The 22582-nt window shown below is 69.6% G+C and carries 20 protein-coding genes and 2 tRNA genes; 11 read left to right on the forward strand and 11 right to left on the reverse strand.

The features are described from left to right. Positions 1-37: 37 nt before the first annotated feature. Positions 38-655: a membrane protein YczE gene (gene yczE, locus QNO11_RS07860; protein ID WP_257509631.1), complete on the forward strand. Its 618-nt coding sequence runs from the start codon at positions 38-40 to the stop codon at positions 653-655. Between the two features lie 4 nt (positions 656-659). Here yczE and QNO11_RS07865 read toward each other — a convergent pair whose 3' ends face one another. Beyond that, complete coding sequence (locus tag QNO11_RS07865) at positions 660-875, reverse strand: methyltransferase (protein WP_257509630.1); 216 nt, start codon at positions 873-875, stop codon at positions 660-662. A 105-nt stretch (positions 876-980) separates the two neighbouring features. Here QNO11_RS07865 and QNO11_RS07870 point away from each other — a divergent pair. From QNO11_RS07870 to QNO11_RS07895, 6 genes are all read left to right on the forward strand, one after another. Continuing rightward, a tRNA-Arg gene (locus QNO11_RS07870) sits at positions 981-1056 on the forward strand. A 297-nt stretch (positions 1057-1353) separates the two neighbouring features. Continuing rightward, positions 1354-1980, forward strand: coding sequence for an oligoribonuclease (gene orn / locus QNO11_RS07875; RefSeq protein ID WP_257509629.1), 627 nt, complete (start codon positions 1354-1356; stop codon positions 1978-1980). 37 nt (positions 1981-2017) lie between these two features. Continuing rightward, positions 2018-2093: transfer RNA gene (locus QNO11_RS07880), tRNA-His, on the forward strand. 28 nt (positions 2094-2121) lie between these two features. Next, entirely contained in the window at positions 2122-2463 is a 342-nt protein-coding gene (locus QNO11_RS07885) for a metallopeptidase family protein (protein ID WP_257509628.1), read from the forward strand. Beyond that, on the forward strand, positions 2454-2759 hold the full coding sequence (gene clpS / locus QNO11_RS07890; protein ID WP_257509627.1) for an ATP-dependent Clp protease adapter ClpS: 306 nt from the start codon (positions 2454-2456) through the stop codon (positions 2757-2759). Before QNO11_RS07885 ends, clpS begins: the two co-directional genes overlap by 10 nt. Further along, positions 2756-3265 carry a DUF2017 family protein gene (locus QNO11_RS07895; RefSeq protein WP_257509626.1) on the forward strand — a complete coding sequence of 170 codons (510 nt, stop codon included), beginning with the start codon at positions 2756-2758 and terminating at the stop codon, positions 3263-3265. The genes clpS and QNO11_RS07895 overlap by 4 nt, the downstream gene beginning before the upstream one ends. Positions 3266-3270: 5 nt before the next feature. On the opposite strand, the gene QNO11_RS07900 is transcribed toward QNO11_RS07895, so the two are convergent. The 6 genes from QNO11_RS07900 to gatC form a co-directional block, all read right to left on the reverse strand. Then, positions 3271-3864 (reverse strand): nucleoside/nucleotide kinase family protein, encoded by a 594-nt coding sequence (locus QNO11_RS07900; RefSeq protein WP_257509625.1) that lies wholly within the window; start codon positions 3862-3864, stop codon positions 3271-3273. Further along, positions 3839-4159 (reverse strand): hypothetical protein, encoded by a 321-nt coding sequence (locus tag QNO11_RS07905; protein WP_257509624.1) that lies wholly within the window; start codon positions 4157-4159, stop codon positions 3839-3841. The genes QNO11_RS07900 and QNO11_RS07905 overlap by 26 nt, the downstream gene beginning before the upstream one ends. A gap of 48 nt (positions 4160-4207) precedes the next feature. After that, positions 4208-5473, reverse strand: a complete 1266-nt coding sequence (locus QNO11_RS07910; protein ID WP_257509623.1) for a DNA polymerase IV — start codon at positions 5471-5473, stop codon at positions 4208-4210. 184 nt (positions 5474-5657) lie between these two features. After that, positions 5658-7187 (reverse strand): Asp-tRNA(Asn)/Glu-tRNA(Gln) amidotransferase subunit GatB, encoded by a 1530-nt coding sequence (gene gatB / locus QNO11_RS07915; RefSeq protein ID WP_257509622.1) that lies wholly within the window; start codon positions 7185-7187, stop codon positions 5658-5660. Further along, entirely contained in the window at positions 7187-8698 is a 1512-nt protein-coding gene (gene gatA / locus QNO11_RS07920; RefSeq protein WP_257509621.1) for an Asp-tRNA(Asn)/Glu-tRNA(Gln) amidotransferase subunit GatA, read from the reverse strand. Before gatA ends, gatB begins: the two co-directional genes overlap by 1 nt. Then, the gene (gene gatC / locus QNO11_RS07925; protein ID WP_257509620.1) at positions 8695-8994 is read right to left on the reverse strand and encodes an Asp-tRNA(Asn)/Glu-tRNA(Gln) amidotransferase subunit GatC; all 300 of its coding nucleotides are present in this window, start codon (positions 8992-8994) and stop codon (positions 8695-8697) included. The genes gatA and gatC overlap by 4 nt, the downstream gene beginning before the upstream one ends. A 70-nt stretch (positions 8995-9064) precedes the next feature. Between gatC and QNO11_RS07930 the strand changes: the two genes are divergently transcribed. Then, positions 9065-10765, forward strand: a complete 1701-nt coding sequence (locus QNO11_RS07930; RefSeq protein ID WP_257509619.1) for a long-chain-fatty-acid--CoA ligase — start codon at positions 9065-9067, stop codon at positions 10763-10765. 6 nt (positions 10766-10771) lie between these two features. Here QNO11_RS07930 and QNO11_RS07935 read toward each other — a convergent pair whose 3' ends face one another. From QNO11_RS07935 to QNO11_RS07950, 4 genes are all read right to left on the reverse strand, one after another. After that, on the reverse strand, positions 10772-11233 hold the full coding sequence (locus QNO11_RS07935) for a DUF4262 domain-containing protein (RefSeq protein WP_257509618.1): 462 nt from the start codon (positions 11231-11233) through the stop codon (positions 10772-10774). Between the two features lie 98 nt (positions 11234-11331). Next, positions 11332-13659: an NAD-dependent DNA ligase LigA gene (gene ligA, locus QNO11_RS07940; protein ID WP_257509617.1), complete on the reverse strand. Its 2328-nt coding sequence runs from the start codon at positions 13657-13659 to the stop codon at positions 11332-11334. Positions 13660-13687: 28 nt separating this feature from the next. After that, a complete protein-coding gene (gene mnmA, locus QNO11_RS07945; protein WP_257509616.1) occupies positions 13688-14785 on the reverse strand; it encodes a tRNA 2-thiouridine(34) synthase MnmA in 1098 nt (365 codons plus the stop codon). 9 nt (positions 14786-14794) lie between these two features. Continuing rightward, entirely contained in the window at positions 14795-15979 is a 1185-nt protein-coding gene (locus tag QNO11_RS07950) for a cysteine desulfurase family protein (protein WP_257509615.1), read from the reverse strand. A gap of 75 nt (positions 15980-16054) precedes the next feature. Between QNO11_RS07950 and glgX the strand changes: the two genes are divergently transcribed. The 3 genes from glgX to glgB are packed head-to-tail and all read left to right on the forward strand — an operon-like array spanning position 16055 to position 22419. Further along, complete coding sequence (gene glgX / locus QNO11_RS07955) at positions 16055-18145, forward strand: glycogen debranching protein GlgX (RefSeq protein WP_257509614.1); 2091 nt, start codon at positions 16055-16057, stop codon at positions 18143-18145. A 48-nt stretch (positions 18146-18193) separates the two neighbouring features. After that, positions 18194-20281: an alpha-1,4-glucan--maltose-1-phosphate maltosyltransferase gene (locus QNO11_RS07960; RefSeq protein ID WP_257509613.1), complete on the forward strand. Its 2088-nt coding sequence runs from the start codon at positions 18194-18196 to the stop codon at positions 20279-20281. Next, positions 20278-22419: a 1,4-alpha-glucan branching protein GlgB gene (gene glgB / locus QNO11_RS07965; RefSeq protein WP_257509612.1), complete on the forward strand. Its 2142-nt coding sequence runs from the start codon at positions 20278-20280 to the stop codon at positions 22417-22419. Before QNO11_RS07960 ends, glgB begins: the two co-directional genes overlap by 4 nt. The last annotated feature ends 163 nt before the right edge of the window (positions 22420-22582 follow it).

The following is a 22582-nucleotide window of genomic DNA, read 5'->3' on the forward strand; positions in this document are numbered from 1 at the left end:
TGGTGTGCACAGTCCAATCCTGCGGTTGACTTGTCCTATGACCAGACGCGTGACGCAGCTGCTGATCGGCCTCATCCTGTATGGGGCAGGCTGTGCGCTGATGGTCGAGGCGGGCATTGGACTGGATCCCTGGACGGTGTTCGCTCAGGGGATCGCGGTGCAGACAGGGATCGGCATCGGCTGGATCACCAACCTCCTCGGCTTCGCGGTCCTCCTGTTGTGGATTCCGTTGCGCCAGCGTCCCGGTGTCGGCACTGTGGCAAACATCGCGCTCGTCGGCACGAGCATGCAGTTCACGCTCAATGTGCTGCCCGCAGTGATCGGCTGGCTCATGCAGGGCGCCGTATTCGTTGCCGGGCTCCTGTCGGTCGCCGTGGCATCCGGTCTCTACATCGGTGCCCGCTTCGGACCCGGTCCGCGCGATGGCCTCATGACGGGATTGAACGCGCGGTTCGGGTGGCCGATCTGGCTGAGTCGCTTGATCGTCGAGGCGTCCGTGCTGCTGGCGGGCTGGCTGTTGGGTGGCACCGTGGGCCTCGGGACCGTACTGTTCGCGGTGCTGATCGGCCCGCTCGCGCACGTCGCGCTGCCGCTTCTCGACACGCGCCGACCGGTCGCGCCGGCGACGGATGCCGCGGCACAACCTGCCGTCTGACGCGTCAGTGTTCCCGGAATTGCGGCCAGTCCGACCCCGGGGTCATCTGAGAATGCAGCGCATTCTTGGCCACTTCCATCGAGGGATACGTGCCGAGCACGTCGTCGGCGCCGGCCATGGTGACCTGGTAGCCGGCGTCCAGCTTGCGAATCGTGCCGGCAACACCGCCGGGGCCGTATGCCACCCACAGGGGGGTGCGGTTCTCGGTCGCACTCATCATCGAACTCCTTCCGACAGGTGCGACGCTACCTGGCCGCGGTGCAGATGGCCACGGGTCCCGCGGACTTGAGCGGCCCCCGAATCCGGATAGCATGAGGAGGTCCTTCCCTCCGTAGCTCAGGGGATAGAGCGAGCGGTTTCTACCCGCAAGGTCGGGGGTTCGATTCCTCCCGGAGGGGCCAATCTGGTTGCTGCACGTACGAGTCGAACCAGTTCCTCGACCGGCGCTCGCCGGTAGCGATCGCGTGGCATTTGCGACACCGAACGTCGCACTTAGCCAGTCCGGCCGCGAACTGCTCCAGTGACGCTCCGCGGCGGAGCATCGTGCTTATGTTGAGCAGCTGCTCGCCGCGCACGTGGTCGAACTCAAGCACACCGTTGCGCATGTGGCGCTCGCGGTCGGTGCGGCTCGGGTGCCACGGACATCGTCTCGGGGGGACTCGGCCGGGGGCGTCCGACCCCATCGATAGGATGGACGCATGGTTGGGGCTTCTGAGAACGACAGACTCGTATGGATCGACTGCGAGATGACGGGACTGGACCTCGCCGTTGACGAGTTGGTCGAGATCGCCATCGTGATCACGGATTTCGAGCTTCGCGCCGTGGATCCCGGGTTCCAGATCGTGATCAAGCCCGACGCGTCTGCGCTGGCGAACATGAACGACTTCGTGACCAAGATGCACGAGTCGTCCGGTCTGCTGTCGGAACTCCCCGGTGGCGTCAGCCTCGCGCAGGCCGAGCACGAGGCGCTGGAGTACATCCAGCGGTTCGTCCCCCTCGATGGCAAGGCTCCGCTGGCGGGCAACACGATCGGCACCGACCGGATGTTCCTGGCGAAGTACATGCCGCGCGTGGACCGCTGGTTGCACTACCGCAACATCGACGTGTCCAGCATCAAGGAACTCTCACGTCGCTGGTACCCGCGGGCCTACATCCACGCTCCGGCGAAGGAGGGCGGGCACCGCGCTCTCGCTGACATCCGCGAGTCGATTCGCGAACTGGCGTACTACCGCGAAGCGGTGTTCGTGCCGCAGCCCGGTCCGACCAGCGACGACGCGCGCGCAGCCGCTGCTGCCGCCGTGTCATCTTTCGCTCCGGAGTTATGAGAGAATTTAGAGGTTGCCCGCTGAAGCGGGAGACATGGTGGGTATAGCTCAGTTGGTAGAGCACCTGGTTGTGGTCCAGGGGGCCGCGGGTTCAAGTCCCGTTACTCACCCCAAGAAGTGCCGGCAGGCAAAATGATCGATATGGATGCCACAGCATTCGAGGCCCTCGTGGTCGACGAACTCGATCGCCTTCCGGACGACATGATCGGCGGACTCGACAATGTCGTGTTCGTTGTGGAAGACCGTCCCGAAGACGGCAGCCTGGATCTGTTCGGGCTGTACGACGGCTGGGCGCTGACCGAACGCGATCGATACGGGATGGGCGAACTGCCCGACCGCATCATCGTGTATCGGGAGCCGCATCTGCACGCGTGCGAGTCGGTGGAAGCGCTGCGCGATGAAGTGCACACCACCCTCGTGCACGAGATCGCGCACTTCTACGGCATCGACGACGAGCGCCTGCATGAACTGGGATGGGCCTGATGAGCATCGCACTGCCCGACGTCGACGAGACGACTCATCTCGACGAGCGTCCCGATGCCCAGCGGCCCTGGCAGACCGTTGTCTGGAACGATCCGGTCAATCTGATGACCTATGTCGTGCACGTGTTCCGGGAGTACTTCGGGCACCCGCCCGAGGTCGCGACCCGTCTGATGCTCGCGGTGCACCATGAGGGACGCGCCGTCGTCGCCGAGGGCGCCAGGGAGCAGATGGAACTGCACGCGCAGGCGATGCACGACTACGGGTTGTGGGCCACCGTGCGGCAGGCTCCGGAATGACCGGCGAACGCGTGGTCGTGCTCGAGCTGACCCTCATCGAGGGTGCCCACCTTGCCGACCTCGTCACGCAGTTCGCGGATCTACTCGCCGATCGACCTGCCGACGGCACGACCGTGCCGGATGACCCCGCCATCGCGCGCCTCGTGCCCGATGCCTACCGCGAGGACGCGGAGGCGGCGCGAGAGTTCCGCGCGCTCACGTCGGCCGACCTTCTCGACCGGCGCCTGGACGACGCCGGTGCCGTCCTGCAGGACCTCTCCCCCGACGGTGTGCCGCTGGACGCCTCGAACCTTGACGACGACACGTTGATGGACACCTTCGTCGTGCGCCTTCCGCCGGAGCGCAGCCGCGCCTGGCTGCGCACACTCAACGCGCTGCGCCTCGTGTTGGCGACCCGGCTCGGCATCGACACCGAGGACGACCACGCCGCCGGTGACCCACGCTTCGCGATCTTCGACTGGCTCGGCTACCGACTCGACGGGCTGGTCGCCGCACTCGACGACTGAGCGGGTCAGGGCACGTCGAACAGGTGTGTCGCGAGCGCGCGCGGGGTGTCGCGGGCGAGATGACGCTCCTCCTGCTCGGCCCAACGCTCCCAATGGGGGCGGTAGGTATCCCCGTCACGCCCCATCGCCCGCGCCTTGCGCGACGGCTCCGGTGATTCCAGCCACACCCGGATGTCGGCCAGCGCGGCCGTCTGCGGGGTGAGGATGCCGGAGCCCTCGATGACCAGCGGCAGTGACGGGTCGACGGCGTGCTCCTCCGCGCGCATGTCGGTCGCCCAGTCCCAGCGGCGCCAGGCGCCGGGGAGGCCGTGGCGGTGCGGCTGGAGGATCTGCTCGCGCGCGTACGTCGCACCGGCTGCCAGCCCGTCCCACCCCGGGTACAGCGAATCCAGCGCTACGAGCTGCACGCGTGCAGACTGCGGCCACCGTGCCACGAGATCCCGCGCGAGCGTGGATTTACCGGCGCCACTGCGGCCGTCGATCAGGACGGTCGCACTGCCGGCATCCAGAGCCCGCACCGCGCCGACCAGGACATCGACGGCAGCGGCGAGGGCGGCTGAGAGCGGTGCGGCGTTACTTCTTGAGTGCGCGGATGACACGGCTGAGAGCGCGCCCGGCAACCCACACGAAGGGAATCGCCACCGCGAGGAACGACACCAGGTTCGGCTCGAACCGCAGGTCGTCGCCCTTGCGGACGTATGCGCCCAGCGGCACGGCGTAACCGCCGCCACCGCCGCCACCGTTGCCGTCGGCATCCGACCCGCCGCCGAAGCCGGACCAAGTCAGCGCGACCGGGACGAGGGTGATGCCGTCGAGCTCCTGCTTCTCGCCGTAGGCGCTGGTGACGCCGAAAGAAGCGGACTGCTTACCGAGATCCAATGCGATGTTGGGCATGCCCCCACCGTACCGGCCGGACCGGGTCTGGCCCAGCGGTTTGCGCTGTCAGCGCTCGTGCGGGCGCGGCGGCTTCGGATTCGACGGCAGCGCGCCCAGGTCGCGCGCGGTGCCGAGGAGCGTCGCGCGGGTCACGGCCGCGCGGCCGAACTTCTCCCGGGCGCCGTCCAACGCCTCTTCGACCCGGCGCCAGTCCCCGTCGTCGTCCCACAGCGCCAGCGGTGCGCCACCGGAGGGGCGGAGGTTCTCGGCGCGGACGCCGATGAGACGCACCGGCATGCGCAGGTCCACGTGGGAGAACAGCTCCCACGCGGCATCCCCGATCCGCTGACTGACCGCGGTGGGCTCGGGCAGCGTCTGCGAGCGGGTGATGGTGGTGAAGTCGGCGAATCGGAGCTTCAGGGCGATCGTCGCCGCCTCCCAGCCGTTGGCGCGGAGCCTCGCGCCGACGCGATCGGCGAGGCGGCGCAGTTCGGTGCGCAGCACGGCGGGGTCGGCGATGTCGTCGTGGAAAGTCTCCTCGTGGCCGACGCTCTTCTCGATGCGTTCGGTCTCGACCTCCCGCGCGTCGATGCCGCGGGAGAGGTGCCAGACGCGCTCCCCCATGGCCGGTCCCAGGGCTCGGTCGAGCACGCCACGTGGCGTGGCGAGCACATCGGCGACGGTGTGGATGCCGCGGCCCTGCAGCGACGCCGCCGCCTTCGGGCCCACGCCCCAGAGGGCGCCGACGGGGCGGGCGGCCAGGAAGGCCTGGGTCTCGGCGGCGGGCACGATCAGCAGGCCGTCGGGTTTGGAGATCGTCGAGGCCATCTTGGCGACGTGCTTGGTGGCGGCGACCCCGATGCTGCAGACCAGGCCGGTCTCCTCCAGCACGCGTGTGCGGAGCATCCGTGCGATGTGGCCGGGGCTCCCCCACAGCCGGCGCGCACCCTGCACGTCGAGGAAGGCCTCGTCGATCGACAGCGGTTCGACCAGCGGGGTGACGTCGTGGAAGATCGCCATGACCTGGCGCGACAGCGCGAGGTAGCGGTCGAAGTGCGGCATGACGACGACCGCGTGGGGGCACAGCCGCAACGCCTGGCTCACCGGCATCGCCGAGCGAACACCGAACCGGCGCGCCTCGTACGACGCGCTCGAGACGACGCTGCGTCCCTCCGGGGCGCCGATGATGATCGGCTTGCCCTTCAGGGTCGGGTCGTCGAGCACCTCGACAGCAGCGTAGAAGGCGTCCATGTCGACGTGCAGGATGCGCGTCCCGGTGTCGTCCGCGCCGTCGGGCGAGACGATACGCCCCGTACCGTCACCACGTCCCATATCCCCATCATCCCCGCTGCCGAGTGAGTATTGCTCGCGCCGAGTGAGTATTGCTCGCGCCGAGTGAGTATTCGGCGCTGGCACTCACGTGCGCCTGCGAGTGCTCGCTCGGCGGCGCGAATACTCACTCAAGCCCACGAATACTCACTCGGCGGCGCGAATACTCACTCGAGGGCGCGAATACTCACTCGGCGGCGCGGGCGAGGATCAGTTCGCGCACACGCGCGGCGTCGGCCTGGCCCTTCATCGCCTTCATCACGGCACCGATCACGGCGCCGGCGGCTTGCACCTTGCCCTCGCGGATCTTCGCCATCACGTCCGGCTGGGATGCCAGCGCCTCGTCGATCGCGGCGATCAGCGCCCCGTCGTCCGAGACGACGGCCAGCCCGCGGGCGTCGACGACCTCCTGCGGCGATCCCTCACCGGCGATGACGCCCTCGAGCACCTGGCGCGCGAGCTTGTCGTTGAGGGTGCCCGCATCCACGAGCTTCTGCAGCGCGGCCACGTCCTCCGGCGACACTAGCTCGCTGGGCTCGCGCCCCGCGGCGTTCGCGGTGCGGGTGATCTCACCGGTCCACCACTTGTGGGCGGTGGCGGGCGAGGCCCCGGCGGCGACGGTGGCCTCCACCTCGACCAGCAGCGCACCGTTGATGAGGTGCTGGAATTCCTGGTCGGTGAAGCCCCAGTCGGCCTTGAGCCGGCGGTGGCGGGCAGCAGGCGGCTCCGGGAGGGCGGCGCGCAGCTCCTCGATCAGCTCGATGGACGGCGCCACCGGCAGCAGATCGGGCTCGGGGAAGTACCGGTAGTCGTCGGCATCCGACTTCGGGCGACCGGGAGAGGTCGTGCCGGTGTCCTCGTGCCAGTGACGGGTCTCCTGCCTGATCGAGCCGCCGTCGGCGAGGATCGCCGCCTGCCGCTGGATCTCGTACCGCACGGCCCGCTCGACCGAGCGCATCGAGTTGACGTTCTTCGTCTCGGTGCGTGTACCCAGCGGCGGCGTCGGCTCGCCCGGGGCCACCCGGGGGCGCAGCGACACGTTCGCGTCGCAGCGCAGGTTGCCGCGTTCCATCCGCGCCTCCGAGATGCCCAGGCCCCGCACGATGTCGCGCATGGTGGCGATGTACGCCTTCGCGATCTCGGGCGCCCGGTGCTCCGCGCCGATGATCGGCTTGGTCACGATCTCCACGAGCGGCACGCCGGCGCGGTTGTAGTCCACGAGGGAGTACTCGGCACCCTGGATGCGGCCGGTCGAGCCACCCATGTGGGTGAGCTTGCCGGCATCCTCCTCCATGTGCGCGCGCTCGATCGGGATCGTGACGATGTCGCCGTCGGACAGCTCGATCTCCACCGACCCCTCGTACGCGATCGGCTCGTCGTACTGCGAGATCTGGTAGTTCTTGCCCAGGTCCGGGTAGAAGTAGTTCTTGCGCGCGAACCGGCTGGACGGCGCGATCGAGCAACCAAGGGCCAGGCCCAGGCTGATCGAGGACCGCACTGCCTGCTCATTGACGGTCGGCATCGAACCCGGCAGGCCCATGTCGACGGGCGACACCAGCGTGTTGGGAGCGGCGCTGTGGTTCTTCTCGTTGGCGGGGTTGCCCGCCGACGAGAACATCTTCGTCTCGGTGTTCAGTTCGACGTGCACTTCGAATCCGAGCACGGGCTCGAACAGTTCGAGGGCCTTGTCGAAGTCCATCAGCTTTGCCTTCGCCATCAGCGGGTCCCTCCCAGGATCGGAGCACGGTCGAGCAGCGGGCCGCCCCAGCGGTCGACGAGCATCGCCTCCACGGCGGCGCCGACGCGGTACAGGCGGGCGTCCTCGCGCACCGGCGCGAGGAACTGGATGCCGACGGGCAGTCCGTCCTCGGCGGCCAGCCCGGAGGGGACCGAGATACCGGGTACCCCGGCGAGGTTCGCCGGGATCGTCGTGACGTCGTTGAGGTACATCTGCAGCGGGTCGTCGATCTTCTCGCCGAGGCGGAACGCGGTCGTCGGCGCGGACGGCGTCGCGATGACGTCGACCTGCGCGAACGCCTGGTCGAAGTCCTGCTGGATGAGCGTGCGCACCTTCTGGGCCGAGCCGTAGTAGGCGTCGTAGTAACCGGCCGACAGCGCGTAGGTGCCGAGGATGACGCGACGCTTGACCTCGGGACCGAAGCCGGCGTCGCGGGTGGCGGCCATGACGTCCTCGACGGTGCCGCCGGGGACGTTCACGCGCATACCGAAGCGGACGGAGTCGAACTTCGCCAGGTTGCTGGATGCCTCGGCGGGCAGGATCAGGTAGTACGCGGCGACGCCGTACTCGAAGTGCGGCGCGCTGATCTCGACGATCTCCGCCCCCTGAGCCTGCATCGCCTCGAGCGCCTCATGGAACGACGCGGAGACCCCGGACTGGAACCCGCTGTCGGGGAGCTCCCGGATGACGCCGACCTTGAGACCCTTGAGCACGTCGCCACGGGCACCCTCACGGGCGGCCTCGGCGAACGACGGCCACCGGTCGGTAAGTGACGTCGCATCGTGCGGGTCGTGCCCGCCGATGACGTCGTGCAGCAGTGCCGAATCCAGCACAGTGCGCGAGACGGGACCGACCTGGTCGAGGCTGGATGCCAGGGCGATGGCGCCGTACCGGCTGACCCCGCCGTACGTCGGCTTCATGCCCACCGTGCCGGTGACGTGCGCCGGCTGGCGGATCGATCCGCCGGTGTCCGAACCCAGCGCGATCGGCGCCTCGAAAGCGGCGACGGCGGCGGCGGAGCCGCCACCGGACCCGCCGGGGATGCGGTCGAGGTCCCACGGGTTGTGCGTCGCGCCGTACGCGGAGTGCTCGGTGGAGGAGCCCATCGCGAACTCGTCCATGTTGGTCTTGCCCAGCGGCACGAGGCCGGCGGCGCGTGAGCGCGCCACGACTGTCGCGTCGTACGGGGACATGAAGCCCTCGAGGATCTTCGACCCGCTCGTGGAGGGCATGTCGGTCGTGACGAGCACGTCCTTGATCGCCAGCGGCACGCCGGCGAGGGTGCCCAGCTGTTCACCGGCGGCGCGGCGGCGATCGATGTCGGCGGCGACGTCCAGCGCGTGGTCGCTGACGTGCAGGAACGCGTGCACGTCGCCGTCGACGGCGGCGATGCGGTCCAGGTGGGCCTGCGTGGCCTCGACGCTGGACACCTCGCCCGCGCTCAGCGCGGCGGCGAGGTCGGCGGCTGTCAGCCGGGTCAGATCGGTCACTGCTCTTCTCCCAGGATGGCGGTCACGCGGAAGCGGTCGTCGGCGGACTCCGGGGCGTTCTGCAGCACCTCGGCGACCGTCAGCATGTCCCCAGGGACATCGGGGCGGAAAACGTTCTGCAGGGGAACCGGGTGGCTCGTCGCGGGGATGTCGGCGGTAGCCACCTGCGACACCTTCGCGATGTTGTCGACGATGACGTCGAGCTGCCCGGTGAGCTGCTCGACCTCCTCATCGCTGAGCTGGATCCGGGCGAGAACGCCGAGATGACGCACGAGATCGGGGGTGATTTCTGACACCCGGTAAGTCTACTTGGGCGCTCCGCCGCCGTTCGCGCGGCTGACGTCCCGGGCGCAATAGAGTGAGCGCGTGACCTCGTACGATCCGCCGCGCCCGTGGACCCGCAGCTATGCCGAGGGCGTTCCCGCGGATCTGGCGCCGGTGACGGGCTCGCTCGTCGACATCGTCGCCGCATCGGCCCGCGACTACCCCGACGCCCCCGCGCTGCAGTTCTTCGGCCGCGAGACCACCTACCGCCGCCTGCAGGAGCAGATCGACCGTGCTGCCGGGGCGCTGCACGCCCGCGGCGTGCGCGCCGGCGACCCGGTGGCCATCGTGCTGCCCAACTGCCCGCAGCACATCGTGGCGTTCTACGCCGTGCTGCGCCTGGGCGCCGTGGTGGTGGAGCACAACCCGCTCTACACGCCGAGGGAGCTGCGCAAGCAGTTCGAGGACCACGGCGCCAAGCACGCGATCGTGTGGAGCAAGGTCATCGCGACGATGAAGGATCTGCCCATCGATCTGCAGGTCACCGACCTCATCGCGGTCGACGTGACGACGGCGATGCCGCTTTCCACGCAGTTCGCCCTGCGGCTCCCGATCGCGAAGGCGCGGGAGTCCCGTGCGGCACTTACCGAGCACGTCAGCGGTGTGACCACGTGGCAGCAGATCGTGTCGCACGATCCGATTCCGCTCTCGCACCCGAAACCGGCCACCGATGACCTCGCGATCATCCAGTACACCAGCGGCACGACCGGCAGCCCCAAGGGCGCAGCGCTGACGCACCGCAACCTGCTCGCGAACGCGGCGCAGGCACAGGCGTGGGTGCCGTCGATCAAGCGGGGCAAGGGATGCGTCGTGTATGCCGTGCTGCCGATGTTCCACGCGTACGGACTGACGCTGTGCCTCACCTTCGCGATGTCGATGGGAGCGCGCCTGGTGCTGTTCCCCAAGTTCGACCCGGACCTGGTGCTCGCGGTGGTCAAGAAGCACCCCGCCACCTTCCTGCCGCTCGTCCCGCCGATCGCCGACCGCCTGCTGGCCGCCGCTCGCGCGCAGGGCGTGTCGCTGGCGGGCACTGAGATCGCGATCTCCGGCGCCATGGCGCTCCCACACGAACTGGTCGTCCCCTTCGAAGCGGCCAGTGACGGCTACCTCGTCGAGGGCTATGGGCTGTCGGAATGCTCCCCGGTGCTCATGGCCAACCCCGTGGCGACGCACCGCGTGCCCGGCACCGTGGGGCTGCCGCTGCCCGGCACCGAGTGCCGCGTCGTCGATCCGGATGCGCCGACCGTCGACGTCGTGCCAGGCGAACGCGGCGAACTGCTGGTGCGTGGTCCGCAGGTGTTCAGCGGCTACTACGGCCGCCCGGAGGAGACCGAGCGCGTGTTCGTCGACGGCTGGTTCCGCACCGGCGACATCGTGACGATCGACGAGGCCGGGTTCGTCCGGATCGTCGACCGGATCAAGGAACTCATCATCACCGGTGGCTTCAACGTCGCCCCGACCGAGGTCGAGATCGCGCTGCGCCAGCACCCGTTGGTCAAGGATGCCGCCGTCGTCGGCCTGCCCGACGGAAAGTCCGGTGAAGAAGTGGTCGCCGCCATCGTCGTGGACGGCAACGCCGCCGTCGATGTCGAAGCGGTCCGGGAATTCACCCGCGGGATCCTGACGCCCTACAAGGTGCCTCGCCGCATCTTCATCGTCGATGAGCTGCCGAAATCACTGATCGGCAAGGTGCTGCGCCGCCAGGTGCGTGAGTCGCTGGAACAGCTCGTCTCGGGTCGGTGACCGGCGCTACAGCGCGGTGAACTCTCCCGGTCTCGGCTGCACCCACGGCTCGTCCGTATAGCCCGGTTCGTTCGGGAAACGTCCACCACTGTCGTCGTGGCTCAGCTGCAGCACCGGAACCGAGGCCTCGTCGGGTCGCTGATAGAACCGGTTCGCGGCGAAGACGATGCTCCCGGGGTTCGGCACGGTCTCCACCAGCACCCGACGCGACCAGTGGTCGAAGCTGAGCAGATCTCCCGGCGCGAGGTCGTCACCGGCACGAATCCGTTCCGACACGTCGTTGAGCACCATCGCGGTGTCGTGGGGGCAGAGCCCGAAGATGAGCAGCTCCGGATGCCCCAGGCCGAACAGACCCACGGTGTAGGCGAACGTGGTCTCCCGCGCGCGGGAGTCGCCGCCGACGTACTGGATGTAGGTGCCGTACCTGCGGATCGTTCCGCCGTGTGCCGGTCCTCCTGGTCGAGCCACGCCTGGATGGCGGGGTCGGGGGTGAGGGTCATGGTGTGTCCTTTCTCGCTTTCCGGCGAGAGTAGAACATACCTACGACACTGCGCGGTGACGTCGGATCATCCCTCGTCGGCCGGCGGCGCACCCAGCGCCGCAGGCCCCTGCTCGACGAGCACCTTGAACTGGGCCGCGTCGATGACGCGAACCCCGAGCTGCTCGGCCTTGCCCAGCTTCGACCCCGCCCCGGGACCCGCCGCGACGAAGTCCGTCTTCTTCGACACGCTCGACGCCGCTTTGCCGCCGGCGGCGAGGATGGCCTCCTGCGCGCCTTCGCGGGTGTAGCCCTCAAGCGATCCGGTCGCCACGACCGTGATGCCCTCGAGCACGCCGCCCGCCGCCGCTGCGGCACCGGGACCGGGGTGGCCCGGGGTCGCCAGCTGGGCGCCCGCGGCCTCCCATCGCTCGACGATCTCCCGATGCCAGTCGACCTCGAACCAGTCGATGAGCGCGTCGGCGATGATGCCGCCGACGCCGTCAACGGCGGCGAGCTCGTCTCGGGATGCCGCGCGGATGGCGGAAACGGAGCCGAACCACTGCGCCAGCGCGCGGGCGGCGACCGGCCCTACATGGCGGATGTTCAGCGCCACGAGGAACCGCCACAGCTCCTTCGTCTTGGCCTTCTCGAGCTCGTCGAGGAGCGTGAGGGCCTGCGCCGACGGCTGCGGTCCGGTACGGCCCTGCTTCTTCTCCGCCGGGCTGGGGTTGCGGCGGAAAGGAGCGCGACGCACGATCTCACCGGTCTTGTCGTCCACGCGCGGCTCCCCCGTCTCGGCGTCGCGCACGACGACTTCGATGGGCACCAGTTGGTCGAGGGTGAGGTCGAACAGACCCGCCTCGCTCTGCAGCGGGGGCTGCTCCGGCACGGTGGGCTGGGTGAGCGCGGCGGCGGTGACCTCGCCCAGGGCCTCGATGTCCAGGGCGCCGCGGGACCCGATGTGCTCGACGCGGCCGCGCACCTGGGCGGGGCAGGCCCGCGTGTTCGGGCAGCGCAGGTCGATGTCGCCCTCTTTGGCGGGGGCGAGCGGGGTGCCGCACTCGGGGCAGTCCGTCGGCATGACGAAGGCCCGTTCGGTGCCGTCCCGCAGCTCCACGACCGGGCCGAGGACCTCGGGGATCACATCCCCCGCCTTGCGCAGCACGACGGTGTCGCCGATCAGCACGCCCTTGGCCTTGACGACGTCCTGGTTGTGCAGGGTCGCCTGACGCACGACGCTGCCGGCCACCCGTGCCGGCGCCATCACGGCGAACGGCGTCGCCCGGCCGGTGCGCCCGACCGACACCACGATGTCGAGCAGCTTGGTGTTCACCTGCTCGGGCGGGTACTTGTAGGCGATGGCCCAGCGGGGCGCGCGGCTGGTGGCGCCGAGTTCGTCGTGCAGGGCGAGCTCGTCGACTTTGACCACGACACCGTCGATCTCGTGCTCGACGGCGTGACGGTGCTCGCCGTAGTTCGCTACGAAGTCCACGACGCCGTCGATGTCGTCGGACGTGCGGAAGTAGGGGCTCGCAGGCAGGCCCCATCCGGCGAGCAGCCCGTAGATTTCGCTCTGCGACGCGACCGGCGGGTTCGGCCAGGCACCGATGCCGTGCACGAACAGCCGCAGCGAGTCCAGCCGCGCCCGACCGGCCTCGAGCTCCAGACCGCTCTTCTTCTCCAGTTGCTGACGCAGGCCACCGCTGGCGGCGTTGCGTGGGTTGGCGAACGCCGGGAACCGGCGCGCCGCGCTGCGGGTCGCCTTCTCCTCGTCGACGCCGCGGGCGCGGGCATCGGCGAAGACGCGATCCCGCATGCGCGCCTGCAGCGCGTTGAGCTCATCGAACGCGGCGACCGGAATGAACACCTCGCCGCGCACTTCGACCAGCGACGGGTGACCGCTGCCGGCCAGGCGCTGCGGGATGCCGGTGACCTGCAGGGCGTTGACGGTGACGTCCTCCCCCACCCGCCCGTCACCGCGCGTGGCCGCCGAGGTGAGCTGGCCGTTCTCGTAGCGCAGGCTGATCGCCAGACCGTCGATCTTCAGCTCGGTCAGCCACCGCACCGCGCGTCCGGCGGAGGCCTGCGCCTTGACGCACCAGTCCCGCAGCTCTTCGACGGTGAACACGTTGTCCAGGCTCAGCATGCGTTCGGCGTGCTCGACCGGTGCGAACATCGAGCTCTGCGCCGCCCCGACCGTCTGCGTGGGCGAGTCCTGCCCCTGCAGCTCGGGATGCATCCGCTCGAGCTGCTCCAGCCGCAGCATCCACCCGTCGTAGGTGGCGTCGTCGACGATCTCGGCGTTCTCCCCGTAATACGCGTCGCGCGCATCCAGGATGCGGTCGGTCAGGCCTGCGGCCTCGGTGCGGGCTTCGTCGAGCGTCGCGGGCGTGGAGTCAGCGGCATCCGTCACCCGGCAAGTGTAGGACGACCCGCGGACATCACACGGTTACCGGAACCGCCGACACCGTCCGGTCGATCGTGAACTGACCGAGCACACGGGTGCCGTCGTACAGCACCGCCGTCTGTCCCGGGGCCACGCCCTCGAACGGCTCGTGCGGGGTGACCGTCAGCGTGCCGTCGGCAAGCTCCGCGCGGGCGGGCACGGGGTCGGCATGCGCGCGGATCTGCGCGTGGCAGTCGAAGGCGTCCGTCGTGGGCGGGTGACCGGCCCACGTGAACCGCTCCCCCGAGATCTGCGCCGTGGCCAGAGCTTCCTTGGGTCCGACGACCACGGTGTTGGACACCGGGCGCACCTCGAGAACGAAGCGGGGCTTGCCGTCGGATGCCGGCATGCCCAGCTTCAGCCCGCGGCGCTGCCCGACGGTGAACGCGTGCGCCCCCTCGTGAGTGCCCACGACCGCGCCGGTGCGGTCGAGGATCTCACCGGTCTCGGCGCCGACCCGCTCGGCGAGCCAGCCGCGCGTGTCGCCGTCGGGGATGAAGCAGATGTCGTGGCTGTCGGGCTTCTGCGCGACGGTGAGGCCGCGCTGCTCAGCCTCGGCGCGCACCAGAGCCTTGGACGGGGTGGACCCGAGCGGGAAGTACGTGTGCGCGAGCTGCTCGGCGGTGAGCACCCCGAGGACGTAGGACTGGTCCTTCGCGGCATCCGACGCCCGATGCAGCTCGCGCCCGTTCGGTCCATCCACGAGGGTGGCGTAGTGCCCGGTGCACACCGCGTCGAAGCCGAGCTCGAGCGCACGCTCCAGGAGAGCTGCGAACTTGATCTTCTCGTTGCAGCGCATGCACGGGTTGGGGGTGCGCCCCGCCTGGTACTCGCTGATGAAGTCGGCCACGACATCGTCGCGGAACCGTTCCGAGAAGTCCCACACGTAGAAAGGGATGCCCAGGCGATCGGCGGCCCGGCGGGCATCGAGGGCGTCCTCGATCGTGCAGCAGCCGCGGCTGCCGGCACGCAGGGTGCCGCCGGCGCGGGAGAGCGCCAGATGAACGCCGACGACCTCGTGTCCGGCGTCCACGGCGCGCGCGGCAGCGACGGCGGAATCCACCCCACCACTCATCGCCGCAAGAACTCGCATGCGTCCAGTCTACGAGCGCTCCCGTGCGCGGGCTCCGGAGGCCGCTGCCCGCGCATGCGCATCCGGCAGCGCCGCGAGCAGGGCGTCGACGTCGGCGTCGGTGCTGGTGCGGCCCAGGGTCAGCCTGATCACGCTGCGGGCTTCGTCCTCGGACCGGCCCAGCGCCAGCACGACATGCGAGGGTTCGGGAACCCCGGCTTGGCAGGCAGATCCGGTCGACACCGCGATCCCGTGCTGATCGAGCAGGAACAGCAGCGTCTCCCCCGACACCCCCGGGAAGAGCAGGTGGGCGTTGCCCGGCAGCCGCTGCCGCTCATCGCCCAGCAGCTGCGCATCGGGGACGATCTGGCGGATGCCGCGCACGAGCCGGTCGCGCAGCGCGCTCAGCCGGGCGGACTCCTCGCTCAGCTCCGCGACGGCGCATTCGGCAGCGACGGCGAACGCGGCGGCGCCGGCGGCATCCTGTGTTCCAGAGCGCAGCGCACGCTGCTGACCGCCGCCGTGCAGCAGCGCCGTCGGGTTGGCGTGACGGGAGACCACCAGCGCCCCCACTCCCACCGGCCCGCCGACTTTATGCGCCGACACGCTCATCGCGCACAGTCCGGTGGCGCCCGTCGCCGCGCCACGCCACCGCGCGAAATCGACGCCGACGTGTCCGAATGCCCCGACGGCGTCCAGATGCAGCGGCACGCCCGCCGCTGCTGCGGCGGCTGCGAGCGCGCCGGCGTCGTTGAGAGTGCCGACCTCGTTGTTGGCCACGAGCGCTGTGGCCACCGCTGCGCCGGGCAGCGCCGCCGCGAAGGCGGCCTGGTCGATGCGCCCGGTGGGCTGCAACGGCACCGAGCGCACCTCAGCTTTCTCGTGAGTGTGCAGCCAGCCCACCGTGTCGCTCGTGGCGTGATGCTCGCCGTCGGGCAGCACCACGGCGGCCGTCCCCGGCGGCCGCGACCACCACAGGCCCTTCAGCGCCAGGTTGATCGCTTCGGTCCCGCCGGAGGTGAACACCACTTCGATCGGCTCGCACCCCAGCGTCGCGGCCAGCCGCTCCCGCGCATCCTCCAGCACCCGACGCGCCGCCTGGCCGCCGCCGTGGATCGATGACGGATTGCCGACCGTCTCGCTCGCCCGCAGCCACGCGGCGCGCGCCTGCGGGCGCAGCGGTGTCGTGGCCGCGTGGTCGAGATAAACGCTCATCCCTCCACTCTCGCCCAGCCGCGGGCGCGGCGCCAGTCGCGCCGGCGGCATGCCGCGACGGTTAGTCTGGTCGCCATGGCCAGCCCGAGCTCGACCCCGGCCGCACCCACCCTCTCGCCCGGGCTGCTCAGCAGCCAGTTGGACGGCCTCGGTGTGACCTTCAGCGACGACGGCGGGACCCTGCGGGTCTGGTCGGCGCATGCCACGTCGATGGAATTGGTGCTCTTCGATACCGACGACCTTGATTGGGCCACCGACACGTTCGCTCTGGAACGAGGGCCGGGCGACGTCTGGCAGGTCACCACCCGGGCGCTGCGCGCCGGGGTGGTTTACGCCGTGCGCGTGGACGGACCCAGCGGCAACGGCAACATGTTCAACATCCAGTCGCTGCTGCTGGAGCCCTATGCGCGCGGACTGATCTCCGGCGGTGCCACCGACTGGCGCTGCGTGGCCGTGGACGACACGTTCGACTGGGGCGGAGTGGTCAAGCCCGCCGTGCCGCTGGATCGCACCGTGATCTACGAAGCGCACGTGAAAGGGCTCAGCAAGCGCCACCCCGACGTGCCACCGGCGCTGCACGGCACCTACGCGGGCCTGGCCCACCCGGCGATGATCGAGCACTTCCGCACCCTGGGCGTCACAAGCGTCGAGCTCCTCCCAGTGCACGCCTTCGCATCCGAACCGCGCCTGCTGCACCTGGGCCTGACCAACTACTGGGGCTACAACAGCGTGGGGTTCTTCGCCCCGCATGCCCCGTACGCCACCGAGGCCGCCCGGCGCGCCGGACCCGACGCGGTGCTGCGCGAGTTCAAGCAGATGGTCAAGGACCTGCACGAGGCGGGCCTCGAAGTGATCCTCGACGTCGTGTACAACCACACCGCGGAGGGCGAGATCGGCAGCCCGCGCACCAGCCTGCGCGGGCTGGACAACCGGGACTACTACCGGCAGCGCGACGACGGCGCCTACATCGACGTCACCGGATGCGGCAACTCGGTGAACACCGCGACGGATGCCGCGGCGCGGCTGGTGCTGGATTCACTGCGGTACTGGGCGAACGACGTGCAGATCGACGGGTTCCGGTTCGACTTGGCCGTCACCCTCGGTCGAGACAGCGACCACGCGTTCACCCCCGACCACCCGCTGCTGCGCGCCATCATCGACGACCCGGCGCTTGCGGGCGTGAAGAAGATCGCCGAGCCGTGGGACATCGGCGCCGGCGGCTGGCAGGTGGGCGGGTTCGGCGACGGCTGGCACGAGTGGAACGACCGCTACCGCGACCGGGTGCGCAACTTCTGGCTCAGCGACGTCGACTACGCCCGCCGCGCCGCGACCGCTCCGGTCGGCATCGGCGGTTTCGCCACCCGCCTGGCGGGATCCTCGAACACCTTCAGCCCCGACCGCGGTCCGCTCGCGAGCGTCAACTTCGTCACCGCGCACGACGGGTTCACCCTGCGCGACCTCGTCTCCTACGACGTCAAGCACAACCTCGGCAACGGCGAGCAGAACCGCGACGGCGCCGACACCAACCGGTCGTTCAACCACGGCGCCGAGGGCCCCACCGACGACCCCGGCATCCTCGCCACCCGGCGCAAGGCGATGCGCAACCTGCTCGGCACGCTGCTGCTGTCCGCGGGGGTGCCCATGCTCACCGCGGGCGACGAGTTCGCCCGCTCGCAGCGGGGCAACAACAACGCCTACTGCCACGACTCGCCGCTGACCTGGATGCCGTGGGACCACGCCCCGTGGCAGGAGGACCAGTTCGCGCACGTGCAGCACCTGATCCGGCTGCGCCGCGAGAACCCGGCGCTGCGGCCCACCCGGTTCGCGCACGAGGAACGCGTCGTCCCCGGCGCGTCGCAGATGGACTGGTACGACGAACAGGGCCGGACGATGTCCGGCGAACGCTGGACCAACCCCGCGCACCGCACGTTGCAGTACGCCGCGGCATCCACCCCGCAGACGGAGCAGCCCAACCGCATCCTGCTGATCGTGCACGGCAACGAGCGCCCCATCGATGTCACCCTGCCCGCGATAGACGGGGTGACCCGCTTCGTATCGCTGTGGTCCAGCGCGGACGAACGTCCGGGACAGGACGAGCCGGTGTTCCACGAGGGGGATGTCGTGACCATGACCGGCACATCGATGCGGCTTTTCCGGGCGGAGTGAACGCGTCGCCTGTGTGTCCTGCCCATGCGGGGACGGTAGGTTCGATAGATGGCCACAACGACACGAACCGCCCCGTCGAAAGGCTGGCGCAGCACCGCAGAGCTGCCGCTTCGGCCCGTCACCCCGTACCAGGCACGACCCGACACCGTCGCCGGCCGCATTCCGTTGACGCTGCCGCGGCCGAGCGTCCCGGACCCCGGTTTCCGCCCCTCCGCATTCGCCGGAGAGGCTGTCCCCTTCCAGGTGACGGCCTTCCGTGAGGGCCACGACCTCATCGGTGTGCACGTGCGGCTGTTCTCCCCCACCGGCGAAGAATCGCTGCACCGGCTCTCGCCGTTGCACGATGGATTCGACCGCTGGTGCGTGCTGGTCTCCCCGACCGCGCAGGGCATCTGGCGGTTCCGCTTCGAGGCCTTCGGCGACGACTTCGCCACGTGGGCGCACGCCGCTGAACTGAAGATCGCCGCCGGGGTGGATGTCGCCCTGATGCGTGAATCCGGAGCATTGCTGTTCCAGCGCGCCGCTGCCGAGAAGACCCGTCCGACCGCCGAGCGGCGCCGGCTCGAGGCGGCCGCCGCGCGGCTGCGCGACGCCACCGTCACCGACGATGCCGCGCTGGAGGTCGTGCGCGACGGCGACCTGGCCGCCGCATTCGCCGCCCGTCCGCTGCAGTCCCTGGTGACCATCGGCGCCACGTACGAGCTGCTCGTGGAGCGGGAGCGCGCCGGGGTGGGCGCCTGGTACGAGTTCTTCCCTCGTTCCGAGGGTGCCACCGTGCAGCAGGACGGCACCGTGCGCAGCGGCACGTTCCGCACCGCAGCCCAGCGTCTGCCCGCCGTCGCGGCGATGGGGTTCGACGTGCTGTACCTGCCGCCGATCCACCCGATCGGGGAGCGTAACCGCAAGGGCCGCAACAACACCCTTGAAACGAACCCGGGCGACCCCGGTTCGCCGTGGGCCATCGGATCCAGCGCCGGCGGACACGACACCGTGCACCCCGACCTCGGCACGCTCGCCGACTTCCGCGACTTCGTCAAGGCGGCAGCCGACAACGGGCTGGAGATCGCTCTGGACCTGGCCCTGCAGGCCGCACCCGACCACCCGTGGGTCACCGAGCACCCGGAGTGGTTCACGACCCTGCCCGACGGCACGATCGCGTACGCCGAGAACCCGCCGAAGAAGTACCAGGACATCTACCCGGTCAACTTCGACAACGACCCCGACGGCATCCGTGCGGAGGTGTTGCGGATCGTGCGGCATTGGATCGCCCAGGGCGTGAAGATCTTCCGCGTCGACAACCCGCACACCAAGCCCCTGCAGTTCTGGGAGTGGCTGATCGCGACGGTCACCGACGAGAACCCCGACGTGATCTTCCTCGCCGAGGCGTTCACGCGTCCCGCGCCGATGCAGCGACTGGCGATCGCCGGATTCCAGCAGAGCTACTCGTACTTCACGTGGCGCAACACCAAGGCAGAGCTGGAGGAGTTCCTCGGGTCGGTGAGCGACGAGACGGCCGACTTCATGCGGCCGAACCTCTTCGTCAACACCCCCGACATCCTCACCGAGTACCTGCAGTACGGCGGCCGCCCGGCCTACCGCGTCCGCGCGGCGATCGCGGCCACCGCCGGTGCCTCCTACGGCGTCTACGCCGGCTACGAGCTGTACGAGAACGTCGCCCGGCCGGGCTCCGAAGAGAACATCGACAACGAGAAGTACGAGTACAAGCTGCGCGATTGGGCCGGCGCGGAGGCCCGCGGCGACTCGCTGGCGCCGTTCCTCACCCGCCTGAACGAGATCCGCCGCGCGCACCCGGCGCTGCGGCAGCTGCGCAACCTCCGGCTGCACTGGAGCGACGATGACGCGGTCCTCGTCTACGCCAAGCACCTGCCGGCCGCGCTGTCGCCCGACGCCGTCGACGACACGATCATCGTCGTGGCCAACGTGGATCCGCATTCCGCGCGCCAGACGACGGTGCACCTGGACACCCGCCAGTGGGCGGTGCGGCCCGGTGACTCGTTCGAGGTCGTCGACCTCATCACGGGCGCCGAGTGGACCTGGGCCGATCACAACTTCGTGCGCCTGGATGCTTTCCATGAGCCCGCACACATCCTGCACGTGAAGAAGGAGCAACGATGACTTTGCCCGATGACCGAGTTCTCGACACCGTCGCGACCGGCTCCTACCACGCGCCTCACGAGGTGCTGGGGCTGCACAGCGCCGGCGAGGGCCGCTGGGTCGTGCGTGCCAGGCGTCCGCTCGCCGAGACGGTGACCGCCCGACTCGCCGACGGGCGCGACGTCACCCTGTCGCACCTGCGCGCCGGCATCTGGGAAGGCGGCTTCACGGCATCCGCCGCTCTCCCCTACCAGCTGGTCACGACGTACGGCGACGGTTCCGGCTACACCGCAGAGGACCCGTACCGCTTCCTGCCCACGATGGGCGAGCTCGACCTGCATCTCATCCGCGAGGGGCGTCACGAGCAGCTGTGGCACGTGCTCGGCGCGCACGTCCGCGTGATCGATGGGGTCGACGGCGTCGCCTTCACGGTGTGGGCGCCCAACGCCCAGGCCGTCCGCGTCGTCGGCGACTTCAACCTGTGGGACGGCCAGGGGCACCCGATGCGGTCGCTGGGCTCCAGCGGCGTCTGGGAGCTGTTCGTGCCCGCGCTCGGCGCCGGCACGGTCTACAAGTTCGAGATCCTCACCCGCGCGGGCCAGTGGATCCTCAAGGCCGACCCGATGGCACGCCTCGCCGAGGTGCCGCCCGGCACGGCATCCGTCGTCACCGCCAGCGCGTACTCCTGGAACGACGACGGCTGGGTGTCCGCGCGCGCCGAGTCCCGCCCGCACGAGCTGCCCATGTCGGTCTACGAGGTGCACCTGGGTTCGTGGCGACCGGGGCTGTCCTACCGGGATGCCGCCGACCAGCTCATCGACTACGTCACGTCGCAGGGCTTCACCCACATCGAGTTCATGCCCCTCGCCGAGCATCCCTTCGGCGGATCCTGGGGGTACCAGGTCAGCGGATACTACGCGCCTACCAGCCGGTTCGGCCAGCCCGACGACCTGCGCTACCTCATCGACCGGCTGCACCAGGCCGGCATCGGCGTGATCATGGACTGGGTGCCGGGACACTTCCCGAAGGACGCGTTCGCGCTGGCCCGCTTCGACGGTGAGCCGCTGTACGAGCACGGCGACCCCCGCCGCGGCGAGCACCGTGACTGGGGCACTTACATCTTCGACTACGGCCGCAGCGAGGTGCGCAACTTCCTCGTCGCCAACGCACTGTACTGGTTCGAGGAGTTCCACATCGACGGGCTGCGGGTGGATGCCGTGGCATCCATGCTCTACCTCGATTACTCCCGCGAGGCGGGCGAATGGCTGCCGAACATCCATGGCGGCCGGGAGAACCTCGAGGCGATCGGGTTCCTGCAGGAGGTCAACGCCACCGCGTACAAGCGCTTCCCCGGGATCGCGATGATCGCCGAGGAATCCACCAGCTTCCCCGGCGTCACCGCACCGACCAGCCGCGGCGGGCTCGGGTTCGGGTTCAAGTGGAACATGGGCTGGATGAACGACTCGCTGCAGTACATCAAGCGTGATCCGATGTTCCGCGCGCACCACGAGGGGGAGCTGTCGTTCTCGTTCGCGTACGCGTTCACCGAGAACTTCGTGCTGCCCATCAGCCACGACGAGGTCGTGCACGGCAAGGGGAGCCTGTTCGGGCGCATGCCCGGCGACCACTGGCAGAAGCTCGCGAACACGCGCGCGTACCTGGCCTACATGTGGGGACACCCCGGCAAGCAGCTGCTGTTCATGGGCCAGGAGTTCGGGCAGCTGTCGGAGTGGTCCGAGAGCCGGAGCCTTGATTGGTGGCTGCTTGAGCAGCCCTCCCACGCGCAGCTGCACTCGTTCGTGGCGAACCTCAACCACGTGTACCGCGACCAGGCGCCGCTGTGGCAGCGTGACCACGACGCCGCCGCCTTCGGGCGCCTGGGCGGCCCGACGTGGAACCCGAACGTCATCGCGTTCGCCCGGCATGACTACGACGGCGAAGCGGTCGCGGTGATCTGCAACTTCTCGGGCGTGCCGATCCACGGCTACGAACTGGACCTGCCCTCCGCGGGGACCTGGCGCGAAGTGCTCAATACCGACGCGCAGGAGTTCGGCGGATCAGGCGTCGGCAATCTCGGTGCCGTGCACGCCGCCGAGGGCGGGCGCGCCACGATGGTGCTTCCCCCGCTCGGGGTGCTCTGGCTGCGCCGCGACGCCTGACCCGCGCCGAGTGAGTATTCGCGCCGCCGAGTGAGTATTCGTGGTCACGAGTACTCACTCGGCGAACGGCGAATGGAGCCCGTCTAGCGCGCGCTCGGCGCGAGCAATAGTCACTCGGCGCGAGCAATACTCACTCGACGCGAGCAATACTCACTCGACGGTG

Origin of the sequence: Microbacterium sp. zg-B96 (assembly GCF_030246865.1) — a bacterium.
Lineage (GTDB): Bacteria > Actinomycetota > Actinomycetes > Actinomycetales > Microbacteriaceae > Microbacterium.

Coding starts and splice junctions, on each gene's coding strand:
- yczE (WP_257509631.1), top strand. CDS start 38: ATGACCAGACGCGTGACGCAGCTGCTGATCGGCCTCATCCTGTATGGG.
- QNO11_RS07865 (WP_257509630.1), bottom strand. CDS start 875: ATGATGAGTGCGACCGAGAACCGCACCCCCCTGTGGGTGGCATACGGC.
- orn (WP_257509629.1), top strand. CDS start 1,354: ATGGTTGGGGCTTCTGAGAACGACAGACTCGTATGGATCGACTGCGAG.
- QNO11_RS07885 (WP_257509628.1), top strand. CDS start 2,122: ATGGATGCCACAGCATTCGAGGCCCTCGTGGTCGACGAACTCGATCGC.
- clpS (WP_257509627.1), top strand. CDS start 2,454: ATGGGCCTGATGAGCATCGCACTGCCCGACGTCGACGAGACGACTCAT.
- QNO11_RS07895 (WP_257509626.1), top strand. CDS start 2,756: ATGACCGGCGAACGCGTGGTCGTGCTCGAGCTGACCCTCATCGAGGGT.
- QNO11_RS07905 (WP_257509624.1), bottom strand. CDS start 4,159: ATGCCCAACATCGCATTGGATCTCGGTAAGCAGTCCGCTTCTTTCGGC.
- QNO11_RS07910 (WP_257509623.1), bottom strand. CDS start 5,473: ATGGGACGTGGTGACGGTACGGGGCGTATCGTCTCGCCCGACGGCGCG.
- gatB (WP_257509622.1), bottom strand. CDS start 7,187: ATGGCGAAGGCAAAGCTGATGGACTTCGACAAGGCCCTCGAACTGTTC.
- mnmA (WP_257509616.1), bottom strand. CDS start 14,785: ATGCGAGTTCTTGCGGCGATGAGTGGTGGGGTGGATTCCGCCGTCGCT.
- QNO11_RS07950 (WP_257509615.1), bottom strand. CDS start 15,979: ATGAGCGTTTATCTCGACCACGCGGCCACGACACCGCTGCGCCCGCAG.
- glgX (WP_257509614.1), top strand. CDS start 16,055: ATGGCCAGCCCGAGCTCGACCCCGGCCGCACCCACCCTCTCGCCCGGG.
- QNO11_RS07960 (WP_257509613.1), top strand. CDS start 18,194: ATGGCCACAACGACACGAACCGCCCCGTCGAAAGGCTGGCGCAGCACC.
- glgB (WP_257509612.1), top strand. CDS start 20,278: ATGACTTTGCCCGATGACCGAGTTCTCGACACCGTCGCGACCGGCTCC.